The sequence below is a fragment of the Thioflexithrix psekupsensis genome (genome assembly GCF_002149925.1).
In the GTDB taxonomy this organism is placed as follows: domain Bacteria; phylum Pseudomonadota; class Gammaproteobacteria; order Beggiatoales; family Beggiatoaceae; genus Thioflexithrix; species Thioflexithrix psekupsensis.
In genome coordinates this window covers 71,352-95,926 of record NZ_MSLT01000006.1, presented here as the reverse complement: position 1 = coordinate 95,926, position 24,575 = coordinate 71,352, and the positions used below count along the sequence as shown (strand labels likewise).

24 protein-coding genes are annotated in these 24,575 nt (G+C 41.6%); 21 read left to right on the top strand and 3 right to left on the bottom strand.

Features of this window, described 5'->3' with window-relative positions; genetic code table 11:
• The first annotated feature begins 2 nt into the window (after positions 1–2).
• Complete coding sequence (locus tag TPSD3_RS01735; RefSeq protein ID WP_086486870.1) at positions 3–494, top strand: hypothetical protein; 492 nt, start codon at positions 3–5, stop codon at positions 492–494.
• Positions 495–507: 13 nt separating this feature from the next.
• Positions 508–1,203, top strand: a complete 696-nt coding sequence (locus TPSD3_RS01730) for a hypothetical protein (RefSeq protein ID WP_086486869.1) — start codon at positions 508–510, stop codon at positions 1,201–1,203.
• 414 nt (positions 1,204–1,617) lie between these two features.
• On the opposite strand, the gene TPSD3_RS01725 is transcribed toward TPSD3_RS01730, so the two are convergent.
• The 3 genes from TPSD3_RS01725 to secA form a co-directional block, all read right to left on the bottom strand.
• The gene (locus TPSD3_RS01725) at positions 1,618–2,115 is read right to left on the bottom strand and encodes an N-6 DNA methylase (protein ID WP_086486868.1); all 498 of its coding nucleotides are present in this window, start codon (positions 2,113–2,115) and stop codon (positions 1,618–1,620) included.
• 112 nt (positions 2,116–2,227) lie between these two features.
• Positions 2,228–3,457 carry a bifunctional glutamate N-acetyltransferase/amino-acid acetyltransferase ArgJ gene (gene argJ, locus TPSD3_RS01720; protein ID WP_086486867.1) on the bottom strand — a complete coding sequence of 410 codons (1,230 nt, stop codon included), beginning with the start codon at positions 3,455–3,457 and terminating at the stop codon, positions 2,228–2,230.
• Positions 3,458–6,226: a preprotein translocase subunit SecA gene (gene secA / locus TPSD3_RS01715; RefSeq protein WP_086486866.1), complete on the bottom strand. Its 2,769-nt coding sequence runs from the start codon at positions 6,224–6,226 to the stop codon at positions 3,458–3,460.
• 189 nt (positions 6,227–6,415) lie between these two features.
• On the opposite strand from secA, the gene TPSD3_RS01710 reads away from it, so the two are divergent.
• The 19 genes from TPSD3_RS01710 (at position 6,416) to TPSD3_RS01625 (ending at position 24,168) form a co-directional block, all read left to right on the top strand.
• The gene (locus tag TPSD3_RS01710) at positions 6,416–7,027 is read left to right on the top strand and encodes a paraquat-inducible protein A (protein WP_086486865.1); all 612 of its coding nucleotides are present in this window, start codon (positions 6,416–6,418) and stop codon (positions 7,025–7,027) included.
• A 22-nt stretch (positions 7,028–7,049) separates the two neighbouring features.
• The gene (locus TPSD3_RS01705; RefSeq protein WP_086486864.1) at positions 7,050–8,492 is read left to right on the top strand and encodes an MlaD family protein; all 1,443 of its coding nucleotides are present in this window, start codon (positions 7,050–7,052) and stop codon (positions 8,490–8,492) included.
• A 43-nt stretch (positions 8,493–8,535) separates the two neighbouring features.
• On the top strand, positions 8,536–10,257 hold the full coding sequence (locus TPSD3_RS01700; protein WP_086486863.1) for an AAA family ATPase: 1,722 nt from the start codon (positions 8,536–8,538) through the stop codon (positions 10,255–10,257).
• A gap of 269 nt (positions 10,258–10,526) precedes the next feature.
• Positions 10,527–11,453, top strand: a complete 927-nt coding sequence (locus TPSD3_RS01695) for a histone deacetylase family protein (protein ID WP_086486862.1) — start codon at positions 10,527–10,529, stop codon at positions 11,451–11,453.
• Between the two features lie 223 nt (positions 11,454–11,676).
• Entirely contained in the window at positions 11,677–11,940 is a 264-nt protein-coding gene (locus TPSD3_RS01690; protein WP_086486861.1) for a hypothetical protein, read from the top strand.
• A 142-nt stretch (positions 11,941–12,082) separates the two neighbouring features.
• On the top strand, positions 12,083–12,880 hold the full coding sequence (locus tag TPSD3_RS01685; protein ID WP_483439868.1) for a DUF6311 domain-containing protein: 798 nt from the start codon (positions 12,083–12,085) through the stop codon (positions 12,878–12,880).
• Between the two features lie 160 nt (positions 12,881–13,040).
• Positions 13,041–14,822 carry an ATP-binding protein gene (locus TPSD3_RS01680; protein ID WP_086486859.1) on the top strand — a complete coding sequence of 594 codons (1,782 nt, stop codon included), beginning with the start codon at positions 13,041–13,043 and terminating at the stop codon, positions 14,820–14,822.
• Positions 14,819–16,105: a hypothetical protein gene (locus TPSD3_RS01675; protein WP_086486858.1), complete on the top strand. Its 1,287-nt coding sequence runs from the start codon at positions 14,819–14,821 to the stop codon at positions 16,103–16,105. The genes TPSD3_RS01680 and TPSD3_RS01675 overlap by 4 nt, the downstream gene beginning before the upstream one ends.
• A 63-nt stretch (positions 16,106–16,168) precedes the next feature.
• A complete protein-coding gene (locus tag TPSD3_RS18275; protein ID WP_086486857.1) occupies positions 16,169–16,399 on the top strand; it encodes an AbrB/MazE/SpoVT family DNA-binding domain-containing protein in 231 nt (76 codons plus the stop codon).
• Positions 16,396–16,731, top strand: coding sequence for an endoribonuclease MazF (gene mazF, locus TPSD3_RS01665; protein WP_086486856.1), 336 nt, complete (start codon positions 16,396–16,398; stop codon positions 16,729–16,731). The genes TPSD3_RS18275 and mazF overlap by 4 nt, the downstream gene beginning before the upstream one ends.
• A 43-nt stretch (positions 16,732–16,774) precedes the next feature.
• A complete protein-coding gene (locus tag TPSD3_RS01660; protein ID WP_086486855.1) occupies positions 16,775–17,002 on the top strand; it encodes a hypothetical protein in 228 nt (75 codons plus the stop codon).
• Between the two features lie 9 nt (positions 17,003–17,011).
• Positions 17,012–17,167: a hypothetical protein gene (locus TPSD3_RS17395; RefSeq protein WP_176329685.1), complete on the top strand. Its 156-nt coding sequence runs from the start codon at positions 17,012–17,014 to the stop codon at positions 17,165–17,167.
• Positions 17,168–17,173: 6 nt separating this feature from the next.
• The gene (locus tag TPSD3_RS01655; RefSeq protein ID WP_140048457.1) at positions 17,174–18,043 is read left to right on the top strand and encodes an IS630 family transposase; all 870 of its coding nucleotides are present in this window, start codon (positions 17,174–17,176) and stop codon (positions 18,041–18,043) included.
• Positions 18,044–18,198: 155 nt separating this feature from the next.
• On the top strand, positions 18,199–18,624 hold the full coding sequence (locus TPSD3_RS01650) for a vWA domain-containing protein (RefSeq protein ID WP_217884347.1): 426 nt from the start codon (positions 18,199–18,201) through the stop codon (positions 18,622–18,624).
• A complete protein-coding gene (locus TPSD3_RS01645; RefSeq protein ID WP_086486853.1) occupies positions 18,618–19,451 on the top strand; it encodes a PP2C family serine/threonine-protein phosphatase in 834 nt (277 codons plus the stop codon). Before TPSD3_RS01650 ends, TPSD3_RS01645 begins: the two co-directional genes overlap by 7 nt.
• Before the next feature lie 83 nt (positions 19,452–19,534).
• Positions 19,535–20,851, top strand: a complete 1,317-nt coding sequence (locus tag TPSD3_RS01640; protein ID WP_086486852.1) for a protein kinase domain-containing protein — start codon at positions 19,535–19,537, stop codon at positions 20,849–20,851.
• 91 nt (positions 20,852–20,942) lie between these two features.
• Positions 20,943–21,821, top strand: coding sequence for an Lcl C-terminal domain-containing protein (locus TPSD3_RS01635; protein ID WP_086486851.1), 879 nt, complete (start codon positions 20,943–20,945; stop codon positions 21,819–21,821).
• A gap of 119 nt (positions 21,822–21,940) precedes the next feature.
• Positions 21,941–22,936: an Lcl C-terminal domain-containing protein gene (locus TPSD3_RS01630; protein WP_086486850.1), complete on the top strand. Its 996-nt coding sequence runs from the start codon at positions 21,941–21,943 to the stop codon at positions 22,934–22,936.
• 113 nt (positions 22,937–23,049) lie between these two features.
• The gene (locus TPSD3_RS01625) at positions 23,050–24,168 is read left to right on the top strand and encodes a formylglycine-generating enzyme family protein (protein ID WP_086486849.1); all 1,119 of its coding nucleotides are present in this window, start codon (positions 23,050–23,052) and stop codon (positions 24,166–24,168) included.
• The last annotated feature ends 407 nt before the right edge of the window (positions 24,169–24,575 follow it).

Here is a 24,575-nt window from a genome sequence, read left to right as displayed (position 1 = left end):
CCGTGGTCAATATCACCGATCTTCGTGCTTATGACATTTATGAGCGTTATGTACTGACGCAATTTGACGGCTTGAATCTGTTTGTGCCACAAGATGAGGTCAGTTCTGTGGAAATCATCAGTGACATTCATCCTTTACGCTCTCCGTTGGGGGCGATTGGTTGGTTTGGTCACGGGCAGGAATGTCCGATTTTTTGCCTTTCTAATAAATTGCAATTGTTGACAGACTTACCCGAAAATCGAGAATACTTTATTTTGCTGAAAGACAGTGCCTATCCTGTCGGTATCACTTGTGATGAAGTAGAACCTATTTATTTGCGACAAGTTGAAATTGAAATTCAACGTCTCCCGCCCGTGATGCACTTAGAACAAATGCCTATTCATCAATTGGCGCATTATCAAGATCAAGTGGGTGTGGTGTGTCACGGAGCGGCGTTGGTGCGTTATCTGCGCTTGCTTTCAGACCGTTGGCAAGACAGTCAACAGCCGCATTGACATTGATTCCACTATGAAACCTTATTTTTTAACAGTTCTACTGTTTTGTGGTGTGGCGCAGGCGAGCGAGTTAAGTCTAACGCCTAATGTATTCGCTTCTTACCGTTATTTTGAATACTCAGTCGGCCGCGGCGGCATTGACAATAATTTATATTCGCTGGGCGTGGGCTTAACCGCGACTTATGGGCGTTTATACGTCGATCTGAGTGCGGAAAAAAATACCACGTCAGGCAAAGAACCTTCACCCACAGGTACTGCGTATTTTGAGCGGCAAGATGCGGCTGTTTCTGTGGGTTATGGCATGAATGAATCGATCAGTCTTTTTGCAGGTTACAAATACGGGGAAACCCGAATTGTCGCGCCGCCCACAGCCATTGCGATTGGGAGCGAGGTGAGTTTGGAAGGGCGTGGTTTTTACGTGGGTGCGGGCGGCGGCTGGGCGATTGCGGACAATCATTTGTTGTCATTCAGTGCGGCTTATGCGCACTTACGCGCCCAATATGACGAATCCCAACAAATCCGTCACGGTCGTGGTGATGCGTCGGGTACGAGTTTGGGGATTCGCTGGAAAACGCATATTACTCCACGTTTATCTTATGATTTATCTTTAATTCGTCACGATTATTATTATAAAAATTTTGAGGATTTAGACTTTAATATCTCCGAACAAATTTTGTCAATTAGAACGGGGGTGTCGTATCAGTGGTAGGGATATTTATTTTTTTAGGAGAACCTTAAAAATGGCCGTGAATGCAACAGAGAAACCTAGAAAGATAAAACTTGAAGAAAGAGAGAAAATTTATATTAAGCGCGTCGATAATTTTTTATCACAAATCCAAAATTGGCTACCCAAAGAATTAGAAGCCTCGCGCCATGAGTGTAAACTCAAGTATGGAAGCCGTCCCCGCTATACGGTGGATTCTTTATCCATTAAAGACCCGAATAATGGCGATATAATTGCCACTTTATTACCACAGGGATATGTGGTTTTATTGGCACAAGGGCTTATTGAGTTTAATGGCGTTTATAGAGACGGGAATATTTTTTATTTAGAAAAAACAAAAATGTTTGAAGGCGTTGACACAGCGGGTTGGTATTCTTTGCAAGACCCGATGTTAGGCAATCAAGCCAGACTTTTTGACCGTGAATTATTATTAGAAAAGAAATTAACGGTCGTAGCGATGCGTTTACTAAAGCCGACATTATCCAATGTATTAACGAAACATAAGCCCTTAAATTCCTGCCATTGATTCGTTATATCATAAAAAGTTTGTTCAATATTTAAACACGCAATATAATAAGACAAAATAGACACTTCATTGGCATGAACTTCCTGCGCAAATTTACGCATTAAATCCTTCTGTTGACCGCGCCAAAAATCCAATAAATCAATAATAAAAGTTCCCGTTCCCATGCAAGGGTCTAAAATATCTAAATCCTTATCAATCAAAAACTTATCAAAATGCTCCCGTGCCAACCAATCACAACCCGAAATAATAAAACGCGCCGCTTCTTGTGGCGTATAAACAATGCCTAATTTATCGGCATCTTTAGGATTATAAGCGGTGTAAAAATCCTCATAAACTTGTTTTAAAAACGTCTTAAAATAAACGACTTGCAAGAATAAATATAGTAAAATTTTTGAATGATCACTGGCACAAGAAAAGAGGGATGGCAGTCAAAACTCTTGCCATCCCTGAACTTTACATCTTTACTGCCTTACACCCTTCTTATCACGTCCGATAATCCGCGTTAATGCTCACATAATCATGAGAAAAATCGCAAGTCCAGACTTGTTCTCGGTGCGTGCCACGGCCGAGATCGATATGAATAGTGATTTCGCTGTGTTGCATGACGGCTTGGCCTTGGGCTTCGGTGTAGCTCGCAGCGACTCCGCCTTGTCTGACAATTGCTACGTCATTGAGATCAATTTGTACGCGTTCAATCGCTAAATCACTTAAACCTGCCCGACCGATTGCCGCGAGAATTCTCCCCCAATTGGCATCGCTGGCGAAAAATGCCGTTTTTACTAAGGGCGAATGGGCTACACTGTAGGCGACGGCTAAACATTCTGCCTCATTTGCGCCGCCCGAAACATCGACGGTGATAAATTTAGTCGCGCCTTCGCCATCGCGTACAATGGCTTGTGCCAATTTTCGACACACTTGTGTCAGTTGATCCAGAAAAATAGCGTAATCCGAATCATCCGCATGTTCCAACACCACCCCACTGTGTCCCGTGGCAAATAGAACACACGCATCATTGGTTGATGTATCACCGTCAATGGTAATGCGGTTAAAACTGGCTTCGACAGCTTGCTGTAAACTCTGCTGCAATAAATTTTTAGGTAATGCAACATCAGTGGCAATGAACGACAACATCGTGGCCATGTCAGGGCGAATCATCCCCGCCCCTTTAGCAATACCCGTTATTGTAACCAACTGATTTTGCAGTGAAAATTGATGAGATACACCTTTGGGCAATGTATCCGTAGTCATAATCGCTTTGGCTGCCGCTTCCCAATTTGCGGGCTGCAAATTGGACAAGGCTTTAGGCAAAGCGGCTACAATTTTCGATACGGGCAAAGGCTGCCCGATGACACCCGTAGAAAAAGGCAATACCGACCGCGGATCACAGCCTTGTTGTTCGGCTATCGCCTGACACGTGGCGCGAGCGGCGACCAGACCTTGTTCGCCTGTTCCCGCGTTAGCGTTGCCCGAATTGATCAACAAGTAATCCACGCGATACTGCGCCACATTTTCCCGCGCCACCACCACCGGCGCAGCACAAAACGCATTACGTGTAAACACTGCGGCCGCCGTGCCTTCTCGCGCAGCTAAATGCTGCATTTGAATGACTAACAGATCATCGCGTACGGTTTGCTTGATACCCGCATTGGTCGTGGCTAAATGAATACCTGCCACGGGGTGTAATGTATTGAGAGGAAGAGGATTAACAGCCATTTAGGTTAATTTTCCATGACAATGTTTGTATTTCTTACCAGAACCACACGGACATAAATCGTTGCGTCCCACTTTGGGCATGTCACGCACAAAAGGTTGTTGTGCGACTGCACCTGCGTCTGGGCGTGCCGCGGCGGGTTCTTTTTGTCCTTCGCCTAATCCCGAAAAATCAGCATGACGGAATTGGAAACCCGATGATAAGGCTTCTTGACGGCGTTGTTCTTCCACTGCGGCCACTTCTTCATCCGTCCGAACTTGGACTTTTGAAAGAATTTGCACCACTTCGCGCTTATAATCCTCCAACATCCGCGAAAATAACTCAAAAGCCTCGCGTTTATACTCTTGTTTGGGATTTTTTTGCGCATAACCGCGTAAATGTATCCCTTGACGTAAGTAATCCATCGCCGCTAAATGTTCTTTCCAGCGCGTATCTAACACTTGCAACATCACCACTTTTTCAAAATGGCGTAAAACAGTGTTGCCGACTTGTTGCGATTTTTTCTCATAAATCGTTTCGATGGCTTCAGCAATGCGTTGGCGCAAAGTTTCTTCGTGTAAATCAGGGTCTTTATCCAACCATTCTTTAATGGGCAATTCAATGGCGAAATGTTGAATTAACGCTTGTTCTAACTCTGGTACATTCCACAATTCTTCCAAACTGCGCGGCGGAATATATTGATCAATTAGATTATCCAATACATCAGCACGAATCGCTAAAACAGTATCTAATACTGATTCAGCTTCCATTAAACTATTGCGTTGTTCATAGATCACTTTACGTTGATCATTAGCGACATCATCATATTCTAATAATTGCTTACGAATATCAAAATTACGCCCTTCCACTTTACGCTGTGCATTTTCAATGGCTTTAGACACCCAAGGATGTTCAATAGCCTCGCCTGATTCCATGCCTAATTTCTGCATCAGCGTAGAAACCCGCTCTGAGGCAAAAATACGCATCAAACTGTCTTCCAAAGACAAATAAAAGCGACTCGACCCCGGATCGCCCTGACGACCCGAACGACCACGCAACTGGTTATCAATCCGTCGGGATTCGTGACGTTCTGTACCGATAATGTGTAAACCACCTGATTTTAAAACCAATTCATGGCGTTCTTTCCATTCAGCACGCAGTTGTTGTTCCACTTCTGGAGTCAGCGTATCGGCTTGGGCGTGTAGTTCTGCTTCCAAATTCCCACCCAACACAATATCCGTCCCGCGCCCAGCCATGTTGGTGGCAATGGTGACTGCACCCGGCCGCCCGGCGTTGATGATAATATGCGCTTCTTGCTCGTGAAACTTAGCATTTAACACTTGGTGCGGGATTTTTTCTTTAACCAAGCGTTTTGACAACAATTCTGAAGTCTCAATCGATGTTGTTCCCACTAAAACAGGTTGTTGGCGTTGTTGGCATTCACGAATATCTTGCAAAATCGCCGCATATTTCTCTTCTGCGGTTAAATACACCAAATCACCTAAATCTTTACGAATCATTGGTCGATGGGTGGGAATCACTAACACTTCTAAGTTATAAATCGTTTGAAATTCATAGGCTTCTGTGTCAGCCGTACCGGTCATTCCTGACAGTTTACGATAAAGACGGAATAAGTTTTGGAACGTGATCGAGGCTAAGGTTTGATTCTCATTTTGCACTTTCACCTGTTCTTTGGCTTCAATGGCCTGATGTAGCCCTTCTGACCAACGTCGTCCGGGCATGGTGCGTCCGGTGAACTCGTCCACAATGACAATTTGATCCTCTTTGACGATGTAATCAACGTTTTTTTGGAATAAAGTATGCGCCCGCAACGCCGCATTCACATGGTGCATTAAGTTGATATTGGTGGCATCATATAAGTTTTCTTGGGGACTTAATAAGCCTTCTTGAATCAACCATTCTTCAATTTTCTGATGCCCTTCATCACTGAGTAAAACTTGCTTGCTTTTCTCATCCACATAATAATCCCCCGGCACATATTCGGCTTCTTCAAATTTGCTGGGAGCTTCGGGGTCTTTGGCTTGGCGTGTTAAATGAGGAATCAGTTGATTAATACGTTGATATAAATCTGAATTATCCTCAGTCGGCCCAGAGATAATTAACGGCGTACGCGCTTCGTCAATTAAGATAGAATCGACTTCGTCAATAATGGCGTAATTAAGCCCTTTTTGCTGTACGCGATCTTGAACGCTAAAAGCCATATTATCGCGCAGATAATCAAAACCGAATTCGTTATTCGTGCCATAGGTAATATCAGCACAATAGGCTTGGCGTTTTTGTTCAGGCTCCATGCCCGGCACCACAACACCCGTGGTTAAGCCGAGAAACTGGTAAACTCTGCCCATCCATTCGGCATCGCGGCGCGCTAAGTAATCGTTGACGGTGATGACATGTACACCTTTACCGGTCAAAGCGTTAAGATAAGCGGGCAGGGTAGCCACCAGCGTTTTTCCTTCGCCCGTGCGCATTTCGGCGATTTTGCCTTCGTGTAACACCATGCCGCCAATCAATTGTACGTCAAAATGGCGCATATTCAGCACCCGTTTGGAAGCCTCGCGTACCACCGCAAAGGCTTCAGGCAACAAATCGTCCAAAGGCAAACCTTGTGACAAGCGCGTGCGAAATTCCACTGTTTTTTCTTGCAAATCGTGGTCGCTTAATTGTTGTAAAGAGGGTTCTAATTGGTTGATTTGTTCAACAATTTTAAAAAGTCGTTTCACTTGGCGATCATTGCGACTGCCAAATAATTTGGTGAAAAGTTTTGTGATCATGCGTGTTTAATCATCAACAGTTGAGAAAAATAAAGGCTCATGCCTTAAACTAACGATGCCGTTTAGGACAAATACTTGCGCTATTGTACCGATTCACAAAGAATGTCGCTAGCAAAGGGCAGTGGAAGTTGTCGTAGTATTATTTTTAGGTTTATTCTGCTATTTTGGTTTCTGGAGAGATAAATCGCAATGCCTCATCATCAAGATCATTTAACCAGTTGTCCTTGTTGTGGTTTAATTCAACAAGTGCCTGAATTGATTTATAAACGGCAGCGAATTCGCTGTTGTCGCTGTGGAACGGTGTTAAAAATAAAAACCTTACCAGAAAAACAATATTGGGTTGCCAGTTTAAGCGCGGCGGCTTTATTGTTTTATTTGCCTGCTATTTTATTGCCGATTATGAGTGTGGAGCAATTGGGACATCGCCATGAGAATAGTTTATGGACGGGAGTATTAAGTTTATTAGAAAATGGCAATTGGTTTATTGCCATTGTGATTTTTATTTTTTCTATGGTGTTGCCTTTGCTTAAATTAAGCACTTTATTTATGCTTTCTTTAAACAGTTTTATGATGCAACATCATCATAAAGCCTCAATGTATCATATTGTAGAATTATTAGGGCGTTGGGGTATGTTGGATGTAATGTTGGTGGCGATATTGGTGGCATTTATTAAAATGGGTGATTTGGTGACGATTCATATTGGTGTGGGTTTAATTGCATTTAGTATGATGGTATTATTGAGTTTAATCGCCAGCATGTTATTTAATCCACAACAAATGTGGCAATCTAAGTTAAATTGATACTTTTAATGAGAGTTTTAATATGGCAGATTTAGAAAACCCGACTTTTCCACAAGCCGTGACAGAAATTGTTCAGCCTAAAATACAACGACGGGGAGTATTGGCGTTATTATTGTTTTTATTATTAGCTATGACGGTGTTGGGATTATTGGCTTATCATTATTGGCATCGGCCGACGGTGTCTTTAACACTTTATTTTCAACAAGGACATGGTTTAAAAATCGGCGATGCGTTGCGTTATCGTGGAATTGATATTGGTGTGGTGCATTCGGTGCAATTGACAGAACAATTAGATCGTATTGAAATCAATGTTAAATTAGCGAAAAATGCTATGGATGTGGCCACAGAAAAAAGTCAATTTTGGATTGTTCGCCCGCAAGTGGATATGACCACGGTGGGCGGTTTGGAAACCATGTTAGGTGCCAATTATATCAATGTGTTGCCCGGTAGAATCAACCATGCCGAAGACCCATATCAATTTAAATTTACGGGATTAGAATCCACTCCTGCTTTAGCGATTTTAGAAACAGGCGGATTAAGTATTGATTTAATCACAACGGCACGCGGCAATTTAAAAGTGAATGCGCCTGTGTTGTATCGAGATGTGAAAATAGGGACGATTTTAGCGGTAGATTTAACCCCGAATGGGCGAGCGGTTCGCGCTCAAGTTTATATTCAACCCGATTATGTGGGTTTAATTCGGCAGCAGACTCGTTTTTGGAAAACCAGTGGCTTAGAAATGGGGGTAGGTTGGTCTGGTTTTTCTATGAATATTGGTTCATTCCAATCTTTATTGTTGGGTGGAATTACTTTAGCCATTCCTCCTAATCCAGGGACATTGGCACATTATGGCCAGCAATTTACTTTACACGATAAACCTGAGAATGAATGGTTAGAATGGGAAACTTATGCGCCACTGAATTCAGAAGCTGAAAATTATCCTAAACCTTTATTAGCGGTTTTAACGTGGCAACGGCGTAATTTATTGCGTTTTACAGTAGATGAACGGCGCACGGCGTGGGTTTTACCTTCCGCGGAAAATCAGTTATTAGTGCCAAGTTCCATCGTCACGCCGCCGTCTGATGCTTTGCCTAACACGGCACAATTAACGATTGCGGGGCAAGTTGTTGACATAAAAAGTGATTCTGTGACAGCGCAAGGATCGGGGGATTTATCGATTTTGTCTTTTCCACATGGGTTTGATTCGTGGACATCGCGCCGTCATGCCACCGTGCCAGAAAACACCTTGATCATTGCCAATCCTGACCATTCGCCGATTTATATTGCCAGCCACCAGTATGAAAATAATCCCGCCGAATCCGCAGAAATATGGCTTATTTCTAAAGAAACACCCATGCGCGAAGAATGGCATGGTGCGGCGGTCATTGCGGAAAAAGATCAAGCGTTATTGGGCATTTTATTGGTGGAGTCGGGGCAGGGAAAAGTGGTGTTGTGGGGGGATTAACATGTTTTAGTCATCAGGGATTTCTAATGTTTCGGGTAACATCATGAAAAAAAGAGTTTTATATAGCGTCGCTAACTATGCAGAAATAGTCTGCAATCAGGGTTATTTTGTCGATAAAACGGAATATATTGCTAAATTAGAAACCATTAAAAATCCCATATTTTTACGTCCACGCCGTTTTGGAAAATCCTTATTTTGCTCTATTTTGCGTTATTATTATGATATAGGCGAAAAAGCGCGTTTTGCTTCGTTATTTGGACACACTTGGATTGGACAAAATCCCACAGGCAATCAAAATCAATTTATGATTTTATCATTAAATTTTTCCGTGATTGAATTAGGAGCAACTATTGCGCAAATAGAGCAGAATTTTAGACATTATTGTAATGGAGAATTAAATTTTATACGCAAACGTTATCAACTCAATAATATGCCTGAAATAGATATTGACAAATCAGTGGCAGAAAATTTAACCAATTTATTGCGCTATATACGTGAACAAGATGCGCCACCGATTTATCTCATTATCGACGAATATGATAATTTTGCCAATCAATTAATTATTTCTAATCACGATCAACTTTATCGCCAATTGACTGCTGACAATGGATTTTTCAAAACCTTTTTTAAAACCTTAAAACAAGGACGAGAAAGCGGTGCTATTTATAATATTTTTATTACGGGAGTATTGCCTATTGCAATTGACGACATGGCTTCTGGTTTTAATGTCGCCAGCTTTATTACTTTACACCCTAAATTTGAAAATATGCTTGGATTTACTCAAAATGAAACCAATGCGTTATTAGATGAAATTTACCGCGATTATGATATTAATCCAGACACTCGTGAAGCAGTAACTGCGGTCATGAAAAATCAATATAACGGCTATCATTTTGTTAGTCCTAATGGCGAAGCCTTATATAATTCTACTTTAGTCATGTACTTTTTAACATGGTTTCAAGATTATTATACTATTCCTGAATATCTCACTGATTTAAATTTAAAAACAGATTTATCATGGGTGCGTCGTTTAACGGCTTCTAATCCACAATTAACTAAAGAATTTGTGGATCGTTTAGTGGTTCATAACACGATTCATTATGATAAAACTTTTTTAACAGAAAAATTTGATAGTTATCAATTTTTTGATGCCAGTTTTTTTCCTATTTCATTTTTTTATTTAGGCATGTTGACACGCAAAGATGATTATTATTTGCAATTGCCTAATTTAAATATGCGGACAATTTTTATTGAATATTTTAATCAATTGCACCATATTGATGTGTCAACACGCCACACTGAATATATGCAGGCTTTTTCTAATGAGCCGCAATTAGAACCGTTATTTGCGGGCTATTGGCGTGAATATGTGTCTCAATTGCCTGAAGCGGTGTTTCAGAAAATGAATGAAAACTTTTACCGCACCACTTTTTACGAATTATGTCGTCGTTATTTATCGCGTTGGTTTATTTGGCATGTGGAGCGTTCTTATCCCACGGGGCGCAGTGATTTAGAATTTGTAGGAAAATTTAATGAATGTTATGCAGGATTGCGTTGGGTGATTGAGTTTAAATATTATTCCAATACCGAATTTGCTAAATTTAAAACGACTATTGAAAACTTTAAATTGCAAGCAGAAGACACCCAACAAATTGCAGGTTATGTGGAGGGATTAAAAAGCGAATATCCTGAAGCAAATATTAGCCAATTTGTGATTTATTGTTTTGGTAATCAGGGATTTCGTGTGTTTCAAGTGGAATCGTGAGAATTTGGGCTTTATTTAGAATAAAATAAAAATCACATTACACTGTAGGGTAAGCCGCCGTTTAGATTTTTTTACATGGACTTCGCGTGGGGTTTGTTATTAGTGAATCAATCATGATATTTTATAACAGGCTTTGGTAGATCACTTCCACAACATAATGTGGCAATTGGGAAATGTTTCTAATCGCGCATTTCCTAAAAAAGAATCGGTTTTAACTCTGATTTGGCGACCGAAAACAAGAATAATTTTTTTAAGGAGACGTATTCATTATGAGTAGCATTGCTTATCTTTACCATCCAGATTGTATGCACCATGATATGGGGGTAGGACATCCTGAATGCCCCGCACGTTTTAGTGCGATTGAAGACCAGTTAATTGCCTCGAAACTGTTTGATTTTATTCGACATTACGAAGCCCCCGCAGCCACACGCGAACAATTGGCCAGAGTGCATGATAAAAAATACATTGAACATGTTTTGTCTTTTGAACATAAACCCAGCACTTACCTCGATCCCGACACCCTGATTACGCCACAAACGCCTAAAGCCGCATTACATGCTGCGGGAGCGTTGGTGATGGCGACCGATTTGGTGATGAAAAAGCAAGCGAAAGCGGCATTTTGTAACGTGCGTCCGCCGGGACATCATGCGTTACACGATCAGGCGATGGGGTTTTGCTTTTTTAACAATGTTGCGGTGGGTGCGGCTCATGCGATCCACCATTACGGATTACGTCGGGTGGCGATTGTGGACATTGACGTACATCATGGCAATGGGACAGAAGATATTTTTCGCAATGAGCCGCGTGTCTTATTTTGTTCATCCTTTGAACATCCGTTTTACCCTTTTTGTGGCGCGGATACAGTCAGCGATCACATTATCAATGTTCCCTTAGCCGCAAATACAGGAAGTGAAAAATTCCGCGAAGCCATGCTGAATCATTGTATTCCTGCGTTGCATAAATTTGAACCACAAATGATCTTTATTTCGGCGGGATTCGACGCGCACCGAGATGATGACATGTCTCACGTGAGTTTAAGTGAGCGCGATTATGCGTGGATTACGCAAGAGTTATTATTAATTGCGGACAAATTTGGCGAAGGGCGTGTGGTTTCGACATTGGAAGGGGGTTATGAATTGCACTCACTGGGACGCAGCGTTGCCACGCACATTAAGGTGTTGATGCGGATGTATTAGGCTAATTTTGTCGGAATCTGAATTTTCAGAATTTCAAGAATTCTGGAAATTTTGATTCAGACAGAAAAATAAATGTCAGAATTTTAATTTTACTCTACCATTCCTCATTGAATCCCCATTTGTTACCCTGCCAATCTTTATAAAATCCATTAATTTTTCTATTGTTGATAAATTATGGTTTCATTTGTTTTTTTAAAGTTAAAATCATTCAGGTGATTATGATATGCTAAAAACAACTTTTTTCTTAAAAAAACCATTGTCTCAATTACAGGGCTTTATAGTGACGTTATTTATCAGTGGAATATTGATAACGGGTTTGTGGTCATTTTGGCAAGCTCCTGCTGATCTTAATTCGTATGCGTGGTGGGAATATTTTGGCAGTTATTCACTCATTTTAATGGTGATGGCGTTATTATTCACTGCGCCATTTACGACATCAAAAAATGTACTTATTTCAGGATTTTTAGGTGCTATACCAAAAAGATAGGGTTCGTAGAATCCTTATTTTGTCAGAATCAGAATTTTCAAAATTTATTCTTGCAACTCATTTATTTTAAACAGATTTTTTATTCTTTAATTCTAAAATTCTGATTCTGACAGAAAAATTTTATGAATGACTTAATTTTGGTATATTTTATGAAGGCTTTAATTATTTGGGAGCTGGAGTATTAATGATGGGATTGTGGGCTGCTTATGAAATGCAAAAAAGATTTGTCCAACGCAAAACGTTACTTTATTTTTTACCTTTAATCGTGGCCAGTTTCTTTTTTACCTTATTGGCATTGAGTAATAAAATCACTTTTGGCAGTTTAGTTTTGGTTGAATTCTCAGGTGGTTTCTGGAATATTTTTAATATGTTTAGAAGCACTGGACGATTTTTTTGGCCTGTTCATTACTTTATTATCTTTGTGATTTTAGCCATTTTAATAAAAAGAAACTCCCAAATCATGGCCGCATCGCTTTTAATCTTAGGTTTAACACTTCAACTGATTGATTTATCGTCTGTTTATTACTCCCATCGTCAAGCGCGGGGTAATCCTGCTTTTCATTGGAATCCTGCGCTGCCTGTTTGGGAAAATCCTTTACAATCTGAATTTTGGGCGACTCAAGCAGCCCAATACAAACACATCACCCTCCTGCCACCTATCGCTTGTGGCGAGCCGCCCGCACCTTATCAGGGTTTTGCTTACTGGGCGGGTCGTCATGGCTTGAGCATTAATACGGGACAAGTGGCGCGATTTGATGTCGAACGAACCGCGGCTTATTGTCAGGATTTGTTTGAAGAATTACGAACAGGCGTGATTAAGTCTGATACCATTTATGTGGTTCATCCTCTTTATTTATCTGATTTTCAAAACAATGCTCAATATCCTGTTTCCTGTCGTGAAATAGATGGTTTTATGACCTGCGTGCAGGGAGAACATTGATCCGCCTCATGCTTCACCAAAATTCAAGCGATCCATGACACAGTATCGTATAATGCCAAAATCGCCTAATCAATGGGAATCAATACGATATGAGCGATACGGACTTTTTATTTTTAAACAATTGTTTATTTAAACAAAAAACACAAAGGAAAAAGACACAATGAACTTTATTACGGCTGGAAATGCTGTGGGTTGTACGATTAATTCACATCGGCGAGGTTGGGATGGCAGCATTTGTCGCAATGCCGAAACATGGAATTGTTCAGCAAAACAACAATTTCGTACTGATTATTGCCAACAGGGAGACCCACGTTGTTATCACATTCATGTGTATGAAGAAGGAACGCCATATTGTTTAATTGATGACTTAGGAATTGGTTGGTTATTAGAACGTTATCCCGAAGCCTTAAATAATCAGATTATGTTATTTTGGGGTAAACGGTTTCAAGAACCGCGTGGCATCAGTGAAATTAATACCCGTAGCAAAGATTATGTGTTTGGGGCGTATCGAGTACAACATGTGGAGTGTATTCGCATTAATGATTTTAAAACGGTATGGAAAATTATCCCTTACAGCGATGGTTGGGTGCGTTTTCAACAACCCCACGCATTAACGGTTTATTACCGCACCATTCAAGAAGGCCCTTATCTCAAAGAAATTAACCGCGTCGCGGTAGAAAATTTATTTAAAACCGCAGAACAAGCCATCGGCCCCAGTTCAACATGGTTTGAACCCGAAGATGAAGGGCGTTTTGCCCATTTTCATCAACGGTTAGCCGATTGGTTTGAACAAGCGCGCATTGATGTACAGCGCGTCAAACAAAAAATGCTGTCTGCGCAAACGCCTCCCTCCGAACTCCCCCCCGTCATTCAAGAAATCCAACGCGGGCCTTTTGAGCAGTTAAAAAACCTAGATGTAAAAAAAATCCCGCCCGAAAATATCCCCACCGTCGATCTAAAACGTTTACCTCCCTACGGCTTGTTAGAAAAAGAAACCAGTCAAGATAAAATCCGCTCTGTGTATGGCCGCGAAGTGTTAGAAGCCCTGATCACCGTGTCGATCAGTCGTAATATGTTGATTTTAACGGGCAATCCCGGTGTAGGAAAAAGTACGCTGGCCAACGAATTGATCGACGATCCAGAACGTAAATTGATCGTCACCGTCGGATCAACGTGGCGCGGACGAGAAGATTTATTGGGTTATGTGAATCCCATCAGTAACGAATTTGAACCCACTGAATTTACTCGTTTTTTAGCTCGCGCAGAAGCCGCTTGGCGTAAAAATGATCGGCGTACTTATTTAATTATTTTTGAAGAATTTAATTTAAGTCAACCTGAATATTGGTTTGCCGATATTTTAGTGCGTTCGCAATATCCTGATGATCAAGAAAAATTAAGAACTTTAGAATTGGGTGGTAAAAGTATTCGCGGCGTAAGTAATAGTCAAGGCAGTCGAATTTTCTTAACGCCCGCGTTACGTTTTGTCGCCACGATTAATAACGATCACACCACTTTATCCTTATCTCCCCGCGTGTTAGACCGAGCGGCCATTGTGGAATTAACTTTAGAAGCCCGATCCACTTTAGAACGCGCCGCACTCACTTTAGAAGAAAAGCAAATCATGGCCATTGAGGAATTAGAAGAATTACTCAAGTACAAAGATGCGACTTTTTCTTTACGCGCTGCCGATTCGTTGAAACGCTGCATTGAATATCGAGAACAATTGAATTTAAGCAGTATTTGGGATGCGTTAGATGTGGTGTTATTACAGCAAGTATTAACGAAAGTGCGTTTATTGGTGGGCGATCCGTCTAACGATGGTTTATTGCAAGGTTTAGAAGAATGGCGCGAAAGTTACGGTAAATATCTGCGTAAATGTGCCAATTTAATCAGCAGTTGGGGTGAAGCCTTAAAAGATGGACGGGATGTGATTCAAGCATGAGCGCGTTTTTAAAGCAGTTAATTGACGATTTAAAAGCGTTTTCTAGCGAATTGCTGGCTCCGGGGTTGCAGTCGGGACAAACCTTGGTGGGTAACACAGCAAGTACGGTGGCCAGTACGTCGGCTTTATTCCAAGCGATTGATTGGTTGACGGGTTTGGTGCCGAAATTATTACAAGAATGGCAACAGGATCAGGGGGGATTTGCCGCAGAGCAATACGCCAGTCCCGTTCCCAAGCAAGGTAAATTTTCGCACCGACCTATGGATTATCAACAAGATACGACTCGTCGTTTGTTGCCTGTGCGTTGGCAGCGGCCGCTGGCACGCGATCACGGGCATTTACAGCCGTTGCGTTGGTTGTTGCATCTGTTGGAATTACAAGACAATTCTTTGCAGCAAGTGATCGCGCAAATGAGTAAATACATTGAAGATTCTTTGTTGCTGCAAAACAGTCACTCCGATTACGCCCAACATGATCGCAATACTTTATTAGCGATGCGCGGCCGTCTTTATAACGCACAAGCCAAATTGAATCATGCGCGCTTGTTGTTAGTGCGGGGGGCGAAGGTGCGGTTATTGCCGACTCCTGCGCCGCCGTTGCCTTTTCCGCGCACCCGCAATTGGCAACGTCTGCGGCAATACGCCCGCTATTTACAACAGCCCGAAGAAGGATTGCCGAGTTTTTTACATCGTGTATTAAACGACACGGTAGAAGTCGCGGATACGCCGTATTTGTATCAACGCTGGTGTGGTTTGCACATTTTGAAATGTCTCGCGCACATCGGTTGGTATTCTAAAGATGATCCGTTGGGGGCGTTGTTTTTGGGTGGAAAAGTACAATTTGTCAAACGCAATGTGAAAATGACTTTGTGGATTGAACCGCGTTTTGTGCGTCACGAATCGCATCCCAGTGGTTTTCAATGTCGAGAAGTGTTGGAAACCCATCCAGATTACATGTTAGTGACTCCGGGACCGCATGGGGTGGATGCCTTTATTTTAGACCCAACTTTGACGGCGGATGTAGAAATTCGTCGTAGCAAAGGGCGTTATTTAGACACATTGGAAACACAAGCGAGTATCGCAGGCGTACCAGTGAGTCGTACGCCTTTACGGGCATGGTCGGCTGCGCCGATTCATCGCCCGCACTGTGAGCTGGACGATCCCAATGGTTATACAGGCACAATTCCGATGCACCCTTTAGATTGGACTCCTGCGCCCTTGTTGGCTTGGTTACAAGATTTAGATAATTATGCCTGCGCGTGGGGGCAATTGAGAGCGGAATAAGGTTGATCCAGTTGCGAAGAGTATCTACAATGATGATACAAAATCAAGCAAGAGGGTCAAATTATGTTAGCCACAATCTCAAAATGGGGCAACAGTGCCGCAATTCGTTTACCTAAGAGTATCTTAGACACTTCGTCTTTACATATAGGCGATACGGTTGATTTGGTGCAAAAGGGTAAAACTTTAGTCATTCAACCATGTAAACCTAATCTGAACGATCTCCTTTCCCAAATTACTGAAGAAAACAAACATCAGGATATGCTATCAAAACCCGCGGGAAATGAACTCTTATGAGTGAAATTCCAGATGTTGGTGATGTCGTAATCGTTGATTTTGATCCACAAGCGGGACACGAGCAGGCTGGTAAACGGCCTGCTTTGGTCATCAGTCCGTATTGCTTTAACGATAAAACGGGGTTCGCATGGTTATGTCCAATAACTAACCAAGCAAAAGGTTATCCTTTTGAAGTTCCCCTTTCAGGTACAAACAAGACTACGGGTGTAGTTTTGACAGACCAAATGAAGTCTTTAGATAGACAAGCAAGAAATCTTCACAAGGTAGATAAAGTCGATAATTCCTGCATTAGCAGGGTAAAAGATTTAATTTCTACAATTCTTAATATCTAAACGGATTCAATATCAATTGTCTTCACTACGGAGTAGGTAAAAAATGACTTTAAGTACAAAACTTCCTGGCGGTGCAATAGCGACTCGCCCTTTACATTTTATTTGGATTGCTGATTGTTCAGGTTCGATGAGTATTGATGGCAAAATTCAAGCGTTGAACACTGCAATTCGTGATGCCATTCCGCACATGCAGGATGTGGCAAAGGAAAATCCAAATGCGGAGGTGTTATACCAATTTTTTCAGAGTCGTATAATAATACTTTTTAAATAGGAGAGAATAATGAACAAGAGATATGAAGATTTAGAAGAGTTAATGTCAACAGGTGAAGCGAGAGAAGTGAAGCGAGCGATGGCAGTAAGAATGTCTTTGCTTGGTTTTGTGCGTGCGGAAGCGGCTTTAGCGTGTTGTGTCAGTGTGCAATTTGTGGATAAATAGAAAGCCATTTATTTAGCGTCAGGGGTGGAAGGATTAAAGTTAGCGTATAAAGGCTCGCCAGGGTATTTAAAGCCGCGTGAACGAGAAGATGTGATTAATTGGATACAAGAAAAGAAGACAATAACAATAGAGGAACTAAAGAGATACTTAAAAGAGGAGTATGATGTTTTCTATTCTTCAAATACTTCTTATACTAAATTATTAGAAGAAGCGAATTTAAGTTATAAGAAGACACACAAAGAGAATTCGGCAAAAGATGAGGTAAAAGTAGAAGCTAAAAAAAAAGAGATTAAGGATTTAATAGATAAGGAGCGTGAACAGATAGAAAGTGGAGAGGTAATGTACTGGATGCAAGACGAAAGCCATCAGTTGTGGGGAGATATTTGTGGTTATGTTTGGTCGAAAAAAGGAGAAAGAACGTCAATAAAGATGAGTAATTATCGCACTTCTCAAACGTGGTATGGAGCGGTGAATATTTATACGGGAGAATTTATTTTAGATAGGGCAAAGAAAGCTGATACAAAATATACGATAGACTTTATTAACTGGCTCATTTACAGATATAAAGAAGCCCGTCATGTGATTATTTGGGATGGTGCAAGTTATCATCGTTCTGAAGGTTTAAGAACTTATTTAGAGAAATTAAATGGGGGACTTCCAGAATCAGAATGGAAAGTTCGTTTATTAAGATTTGCGCCCAATGCCCCAGAGCAAAATCCAGTCGAGGATATTTGGCTTCAAGGTAAGAATTGGGTCAGAAAGAATTTTCATCGTCTATCAAGCTTTAAAGAAGTCACTAGTATGTTTGAGACCTTTTTGTCAGGTAAAGTGTTTAAGTTTAATAAAATTAAACAGTATCTTATACCTAATATCTAGCTAGATATTAGAACTTAATTTGTTTTTATATCTCACATAATTTTGGTATAGTCCGTGCCATTAAATTTTCCAGTGGCGCACAATGGCATATTTCACAGCCAACCCCTGTAGCCGAGTTTAAATGGACAGATTTGGGGATCGAAGGTCTGACGGATATGGGTAAAGCCTTGCGTATGGTGGCTGAACAATTGGAAATCGGCAAAATGGGAGAACGTGCTTTGCCTCCTGTGTTGGTGTTGATTTCTGACGGTCAACCTACGGATGATTTTCATGGTGGGTTAAAGGCGTTAATGGAAACACCTTGGGGTAAAAAAGCCGTTCGCATTTCAATTGCGATTGGTAAAGATGCCGATATGGATATTTTACAAGAATTTATCGGACATTCTGAAATTCAGCCTTTGCTTGCGAATAACGCAGAACAATTGGTGCGTTTTATTCGTTGGGTTTCGACTGCGGTATTAAAAGCCGCTTCTAGTCCTGCCAGTCAAGCTAAAGGGGATTTGCCTGTAGGAATGAATGTACCCATGCCAACGGTCACGATTGCCAGCGCAGGCCCAGATGGAGCAGATGACGTATGGTAGGCGTGACATGTTCTGTTAATGAACAACGCTGGCTGACATTGGGGGCAAGTATTCGCGGCCCCCAGCATGTGCGTGGTGATTTACCGAATCAAGACGCATTGAAATATACCTGTCCTAATGATCTTCCTCTGTTTTTTGCAATCGCAGATGGACATGGCAGTAAGCGCAGTATGCGTAGTGATTGGGGGAGTCGTTGCGCTGTTGAATGCGCTTCAGAAATACTTAGTGGCTTGAAAAATAATGAGTTATTTTTAAGCGAAATAAAAAACCAAGCAACCACTAAGTTTCCAAAAACATTGCTGAAACAATGGCGACATGCGGTACATGAACATTATGATAATGTGCAACCGTTTACGCTTGCTGAACGTGAAATATTAGGCGATGCAAACCCTTTACTGGCGTATGGCACAACGTTGTTGACTGTGGTGGTGACGGAAACTTTTATTGGTTATTGGCAACTCGGCGACGGAGATATTCTTGCAGTATGGCGCGATGGACGAGTAGATCGCCCATTGTCCAAAGATGCGCGTTTTATCGCCAATGAAACGACTTCTTTGTGTTCTCCCGATGCGTGGAAAGAATTTCGTGTTTTGATTCAGCCTTTAATTGATGATCCACCTGATTTAATTTTATTATGTACTGATGGTTACAGTAACTCTTTTGTAGAAGAAGATGACTTTTTCCAAGCAGGCCGCGATTTTTTGGCCTTGCTAGAAAACGAAGGCATGGCGTTTGTGCAGCACAATTTAGAAAATTGGTTAGCACAAACGGCACAAGCAGGCAGTGGAGATGATACCACTTTGGGTTTGATTTGGCGTGAGTTTTAAAATATAAAACTCAAACAAATTAAAGGGTTATATTAACCTGAAAATACTGAAAATGTTGAGTGTTTCATTCAAGGAAAATTGACATGAACCAATTGTTGAAATTAAAACAAAAATTACCTTTGAAGTCACAGCATGACTGCTATATCGAAAGTTTTTTAGGCGGTGGCGGACAGGGTGAAGTGTATCGTGCCAAGCTGGGTGAAAAACCAGTGGCGTTAAAATGGTATCTGCCTAATACCTCCACACCCGAACAGCATCAAGCACTCCATAGCATTATTCAAAAAGGCGCACCGACATCGCGTTTTTTATGGCCGTTTGCTTTGGCTGAATCGGACAGTGTGCAGGGTTTTGGTTACTTTATGCCTTTACGTGAAGCGCGTTTTAAAAGTTTGAATGACCTTATGACGCGCCGCATTGAACCAAGTTTTCTGGCTTTGGTGACTGCGGGGATAGGACTTGCTGATAGCTTTTCTCAGTTACATTCTCAAGGTTTGTGTTATCGAGATATTTCTTTTGGCAATGTGTTTTTTGACCCTAATACGGGGGAGGTGCTGATTTGTGATAATGATAACGTTAGCGTTGATGGACAAACGGATTCGCTAGTGCGAGGTACACCGCGTTTTATGGCTCCTGAAGTGGTGCGTGGTGAGACTGATCCCAATACGCAATCGGATTTGTTTTCATTGGCGGTTTTGTTGTTCTATTTGTTGATGGGACATCATCCATTAGAGGGTAAAAAAGAGTCAGATATTAGATGTTTTGATTTGCCTGCGATGAATAAACTTTACGGGACTGATCCCGTGTTTATTTATGACCCTCATAATGACAGCAATCGTCCGCAACGCGGTTATCATGATAATGCCCTTATTTTTTGGCCAATTTATCCTGTTTTTATTCGTGAGATATTTACCAAAGCGTTCACTGAAGGGATTCGTGATCCACAGCATGGACGAGTACGGGAAACGGAATGGCGTAAGGCATTGGCTAAGTTGCGTGATAGCCGTATTTATTGTGGGCATTGCGGGGCAGAAGTGTTTTATGATCAAACGGCCTTGCAAAACAACGGACAATTAGAAAATTGTTGGAACTGCGGAAAGACTCCCACGCCGCCACCACGTATTAAAATAGGGCAGCATGTGGTGATGCTCAACCACGACACTAAATTGTATCCGCATCATCTTAACCCCAGTAAACTTTTTGATTATTCTGGTGTAGAGGGCGAAGTGACCCGCCATCCTAAAAATCCTGCTATTTGGGGAATGAAAAACCTTAGTGCAGAAAAATGGGTGGTTACTTTGGCTGATGGGACGATTTCCGATGTAGAACACGGACGCAGTGTCACCTTGGCGAATGGGATAAAAATCAATTTCGGAAAGGTTGAAGGTGAAATCCGCATTTAGTATTATGGATTATTAAGAAGACTTTATGTTTTAAACAAAACCTAAAGTCTCTATTTTTAATTTTACTACAAAGTCATTAGGAAACAATCTAATGGATAGCTCTATTCGTCAACATTTACAAGAGATGATTCGTCGTTATGGCACAAGTTTATGTGGAGAGCCTAAACGATGTAAAGCGATACTTAATGACTTATGTCCTACTGCTAAAAAAGAGATTCGTTTATTAATTAGCGCATTGGAGGAAGATATTGGTAGTAGTCTATTAAATCCTCCCAATGGAATTCCTATGGAGATGTTATTGCAGCAGTTAATTAAACGGTTGCATGAAGAGTTATCACTTCAACCCGAAGCAGCACATTGGACAGTGGAAACTTGGGCATTGGCATTGGGTGTGATTAAGCAGCCCTTCTCTGGTAATATAAAACCTAATAACATTTCCAATAACGTCGTTACCCCTGACCCTGTTCAGAAAAATCCTTCCCCGCCTGTATCTAAAGCACATGAGAAACCTCTGATTAAAGACCGTTATCGAGACAACGGTGACGGCACTGTAACCGATGTTAAAACCAATCTCCAATGGATGCGCTGCCTAATTGGGCAGACATGGCAGAATGGTCGCTGTCAGGGAGAAGCACGAAAGATGAATTGGAAAGAGGCGAAGGCACAGAAGATTAACTTTGCAGGACATAGCAATTGGCGACTCCCGACAATTGAGGAATTGCGTAGCTTGGTTTACTGTAGCAGCGGGAAACCTGCCTATTTTCCGAATAATGGCAAACGGTGTGAAGGTGGCTATCAACATCCAACTATAGTACAAGAAGCGTTTCCTGACTCACCTGCATCATGGGTTTGGTCTAGTTCCCCTGTTGCGGGCAACACGTTCCTCGCGTGGAGCGTGGATTTCTATAATGGTGGTGGCTACGGCAGCTATCACCACAGCTTCAATCACGTTCGGCTGGTGCGCGGCTGACAATGATTTGCATTTTTCTTTATGGATTCTGTGTCATGCGCTATTTTTCAAGATATTCTTAAACAAAACCTAAAGTCTCTATTTTTAATTTTACTACAAAGTCATTAGGAAACAATCTAATGGATAGCTCTATTCGTCAACATTTACAAGAGATGATTCGTCGTTATGGCACAAGTTTATGTGGAGAGCCTAAACGGTGTAAAGCGATACTTAATGACTTGTGTCCTACTGCTAAAAAAGAGATTCGTTTATTAATTAGCGCATTGGAAGAAGATATTGGTAACAGTCTATTAAATCCTCCCAATGGAATTCCTATGGAGATGTTATTGCAGCAGTTAATTAAACGGTTGCATGAAGAGTTATCACTTCAACCCGAAGCAGCACATTGGACAGTAGAAACTTGGGCATTGGCATTGGGTGTGATTAAGCAGCCGTTCTCTGGTAATATAAAACCTAATAACATTTCCAATAACGTCATTACCCCTGACCCTGTTCAGAAAAATCCTTCCCCGTCTTTCATGTCTAAAGTAGTGGAAACTTGCGCACTGGCATTGGGTATAATTAAGCAGTCATCGTCTAATAACGTCATTACCCCTAATCCTGTTCAGAAAAATCCTTCCACGCCTGTATCTAAAACACATAAGAAACCCCTAATTAAAGACCGTTATCAAGACAACGGTGACGGCACTGTAACCGATGTTAAAACCAATCTCCAGTGGATGCGCTGCCTAATTGGGCAGGCATGGCAGAATGGTCGCTGTCACGGAGAAGCACGAGAGATGAGTTGGGATGAAGCGCGAAAACTAAAGATTAGATTTGCAGGACATAGCGACTGGCGACTCCCGACAATTGAGGAATTGCGTAGCTTGGTTTACTGTAGCAGCGGGGAACCTGCCTATTTTCCGAATAATGGCGAACGGTGTGAAGGTGACTATCAGTGTCCAACCATAGTACAAGAAGCGTTTCCTGATGCACCCCAATGGTTCGTTTGGTCTAGTTCCCCTGTTGCGGGCTACACAAACGACGCGTGGCTCGTGAATTTCGGTAATGGTAATGGCAACTACGGCTATCGCAGCAACGACTATCACGTTCGGCTGGTGCGCGGCGGACAGTGATTTGCATTTTTCTTTATGGATTCTGTGTTATGCGCTTTCCCCCAAAATATTCTTAAACAAAACCTAAAGTCTCTATTTTTAATTTTACTATAAAGTCATTAGGAAACAATCTAATGGATAGCTCTATTCGTCAACATTTACAAGAGATGATTCGTCGTTATGGCACAAGTTTATGTGGAGAACCTAAACGATGTAAAGCGATACTTAATGACTTATGCCCTAATGCTAAAAAAGAGATTCGTTTATTAATTAGTGCATTGGAGGAAGATATTGGTAACAGTCTATTAAATCCTCCCAATGGAATTCCTATGGAGATGTTATTGCAGCAGTTAATTAAAAGGTTGCATGAAGAGTTATCACTTCAACCCGAAGCAGCACATTGGACAGTAGAAACTTGGGCATTGGCATTGGGTGTGATTAAGCAGCCGTTGTCTAATCAGATTATTGCGGCCAATTCTGTTCAGAAAAATCCTTCCATTTCCATATTTACACCTAAATCAGGCGACACTTTCCAAGACAAACTCAAAGACGGTTCACTTGCGCCAGAGATGGTCATTGTGCCAGCGGGGAAGTTTATGATGGGTTCTAATGATGATAACAACGAAAAACCCATTCATGATGTTACGATAACCAAACCCTTTGCGCTGGGAAAATATCAGGTGACGTTTGAGGATTACGACAAATATTGTAAAGCGACAGGAACAAGCAAGCCGAACGATAACGGTTGGGGACGAGGAAAACGTCCTGTGATTAACGTAAGTTGGAACGATGCGCAAAAGTATTGTCAGTGGTTGAGTCAGCAAACGGGAGAGGCATATCGTTTACCGACGGAGGCAGAGTGGGAGTATGCGTGTCGTGCGGGAACGACAACCAGATATTGGTGGGGAGATGAGATAGGTAAAAACAAGGCGAATTGTGATGGTTGTGGGAGTCGGTGGGGTAATCAGCAGACTGCGCCAGTGGGTTCATTTAAGCCCAATCCTTTTGGTTTATATGACATGCACGGCAATGTATGGGAATGGTGTCAGGATGGTTGGCATGGGGATTATAAAGGTGCGCCAACAGACGGTTCAGCGTGGGAAGGTGGTGATGGTATGCGAGTGCTGCGTGGTGGTTCTTGGAGCAACCTCCCCAGCAATCTTCGTTCCGCCCTCCGCAGCAGGAATTCTCCTGACTACTCGTTCTACAATCTCGGGTTCCGTGTCGTGCGCTCTTCCCCAAGTATTCTTTAGGCTTTTTACTTTTACTCTTTTACCCTTTTTAAGAGCGTCCCCGTAGGGGACGCTGGCTTTGGAAAATAGAGTAATACCAAAATCAGGTATAGTTGTAAACTTTAATTTAGGTGGAGAACTTTCCTTGTTCCCACATGGCGAGGCTGTAAAAGAACTCTTAAAAACACCATAATGTCTGAATCAGAATTTACAGACACAAGAATTTTCAAAATTTATTCTTGCCAGTCGTTTATTTTAAACAGATTTTTTTATTCTTCAATTCTGAAAATCCTGAAATTCTGATTCAGACAGAAAATCCCTTCAAAAAATCAGTTTTTCTTCAATTCTGGAAGTTAGATCGAAGCCAAAATTAAAAAAGACCTGCCAGAATCACTTCTAACAGGTCTTTTATTCACCATTCCAACAAA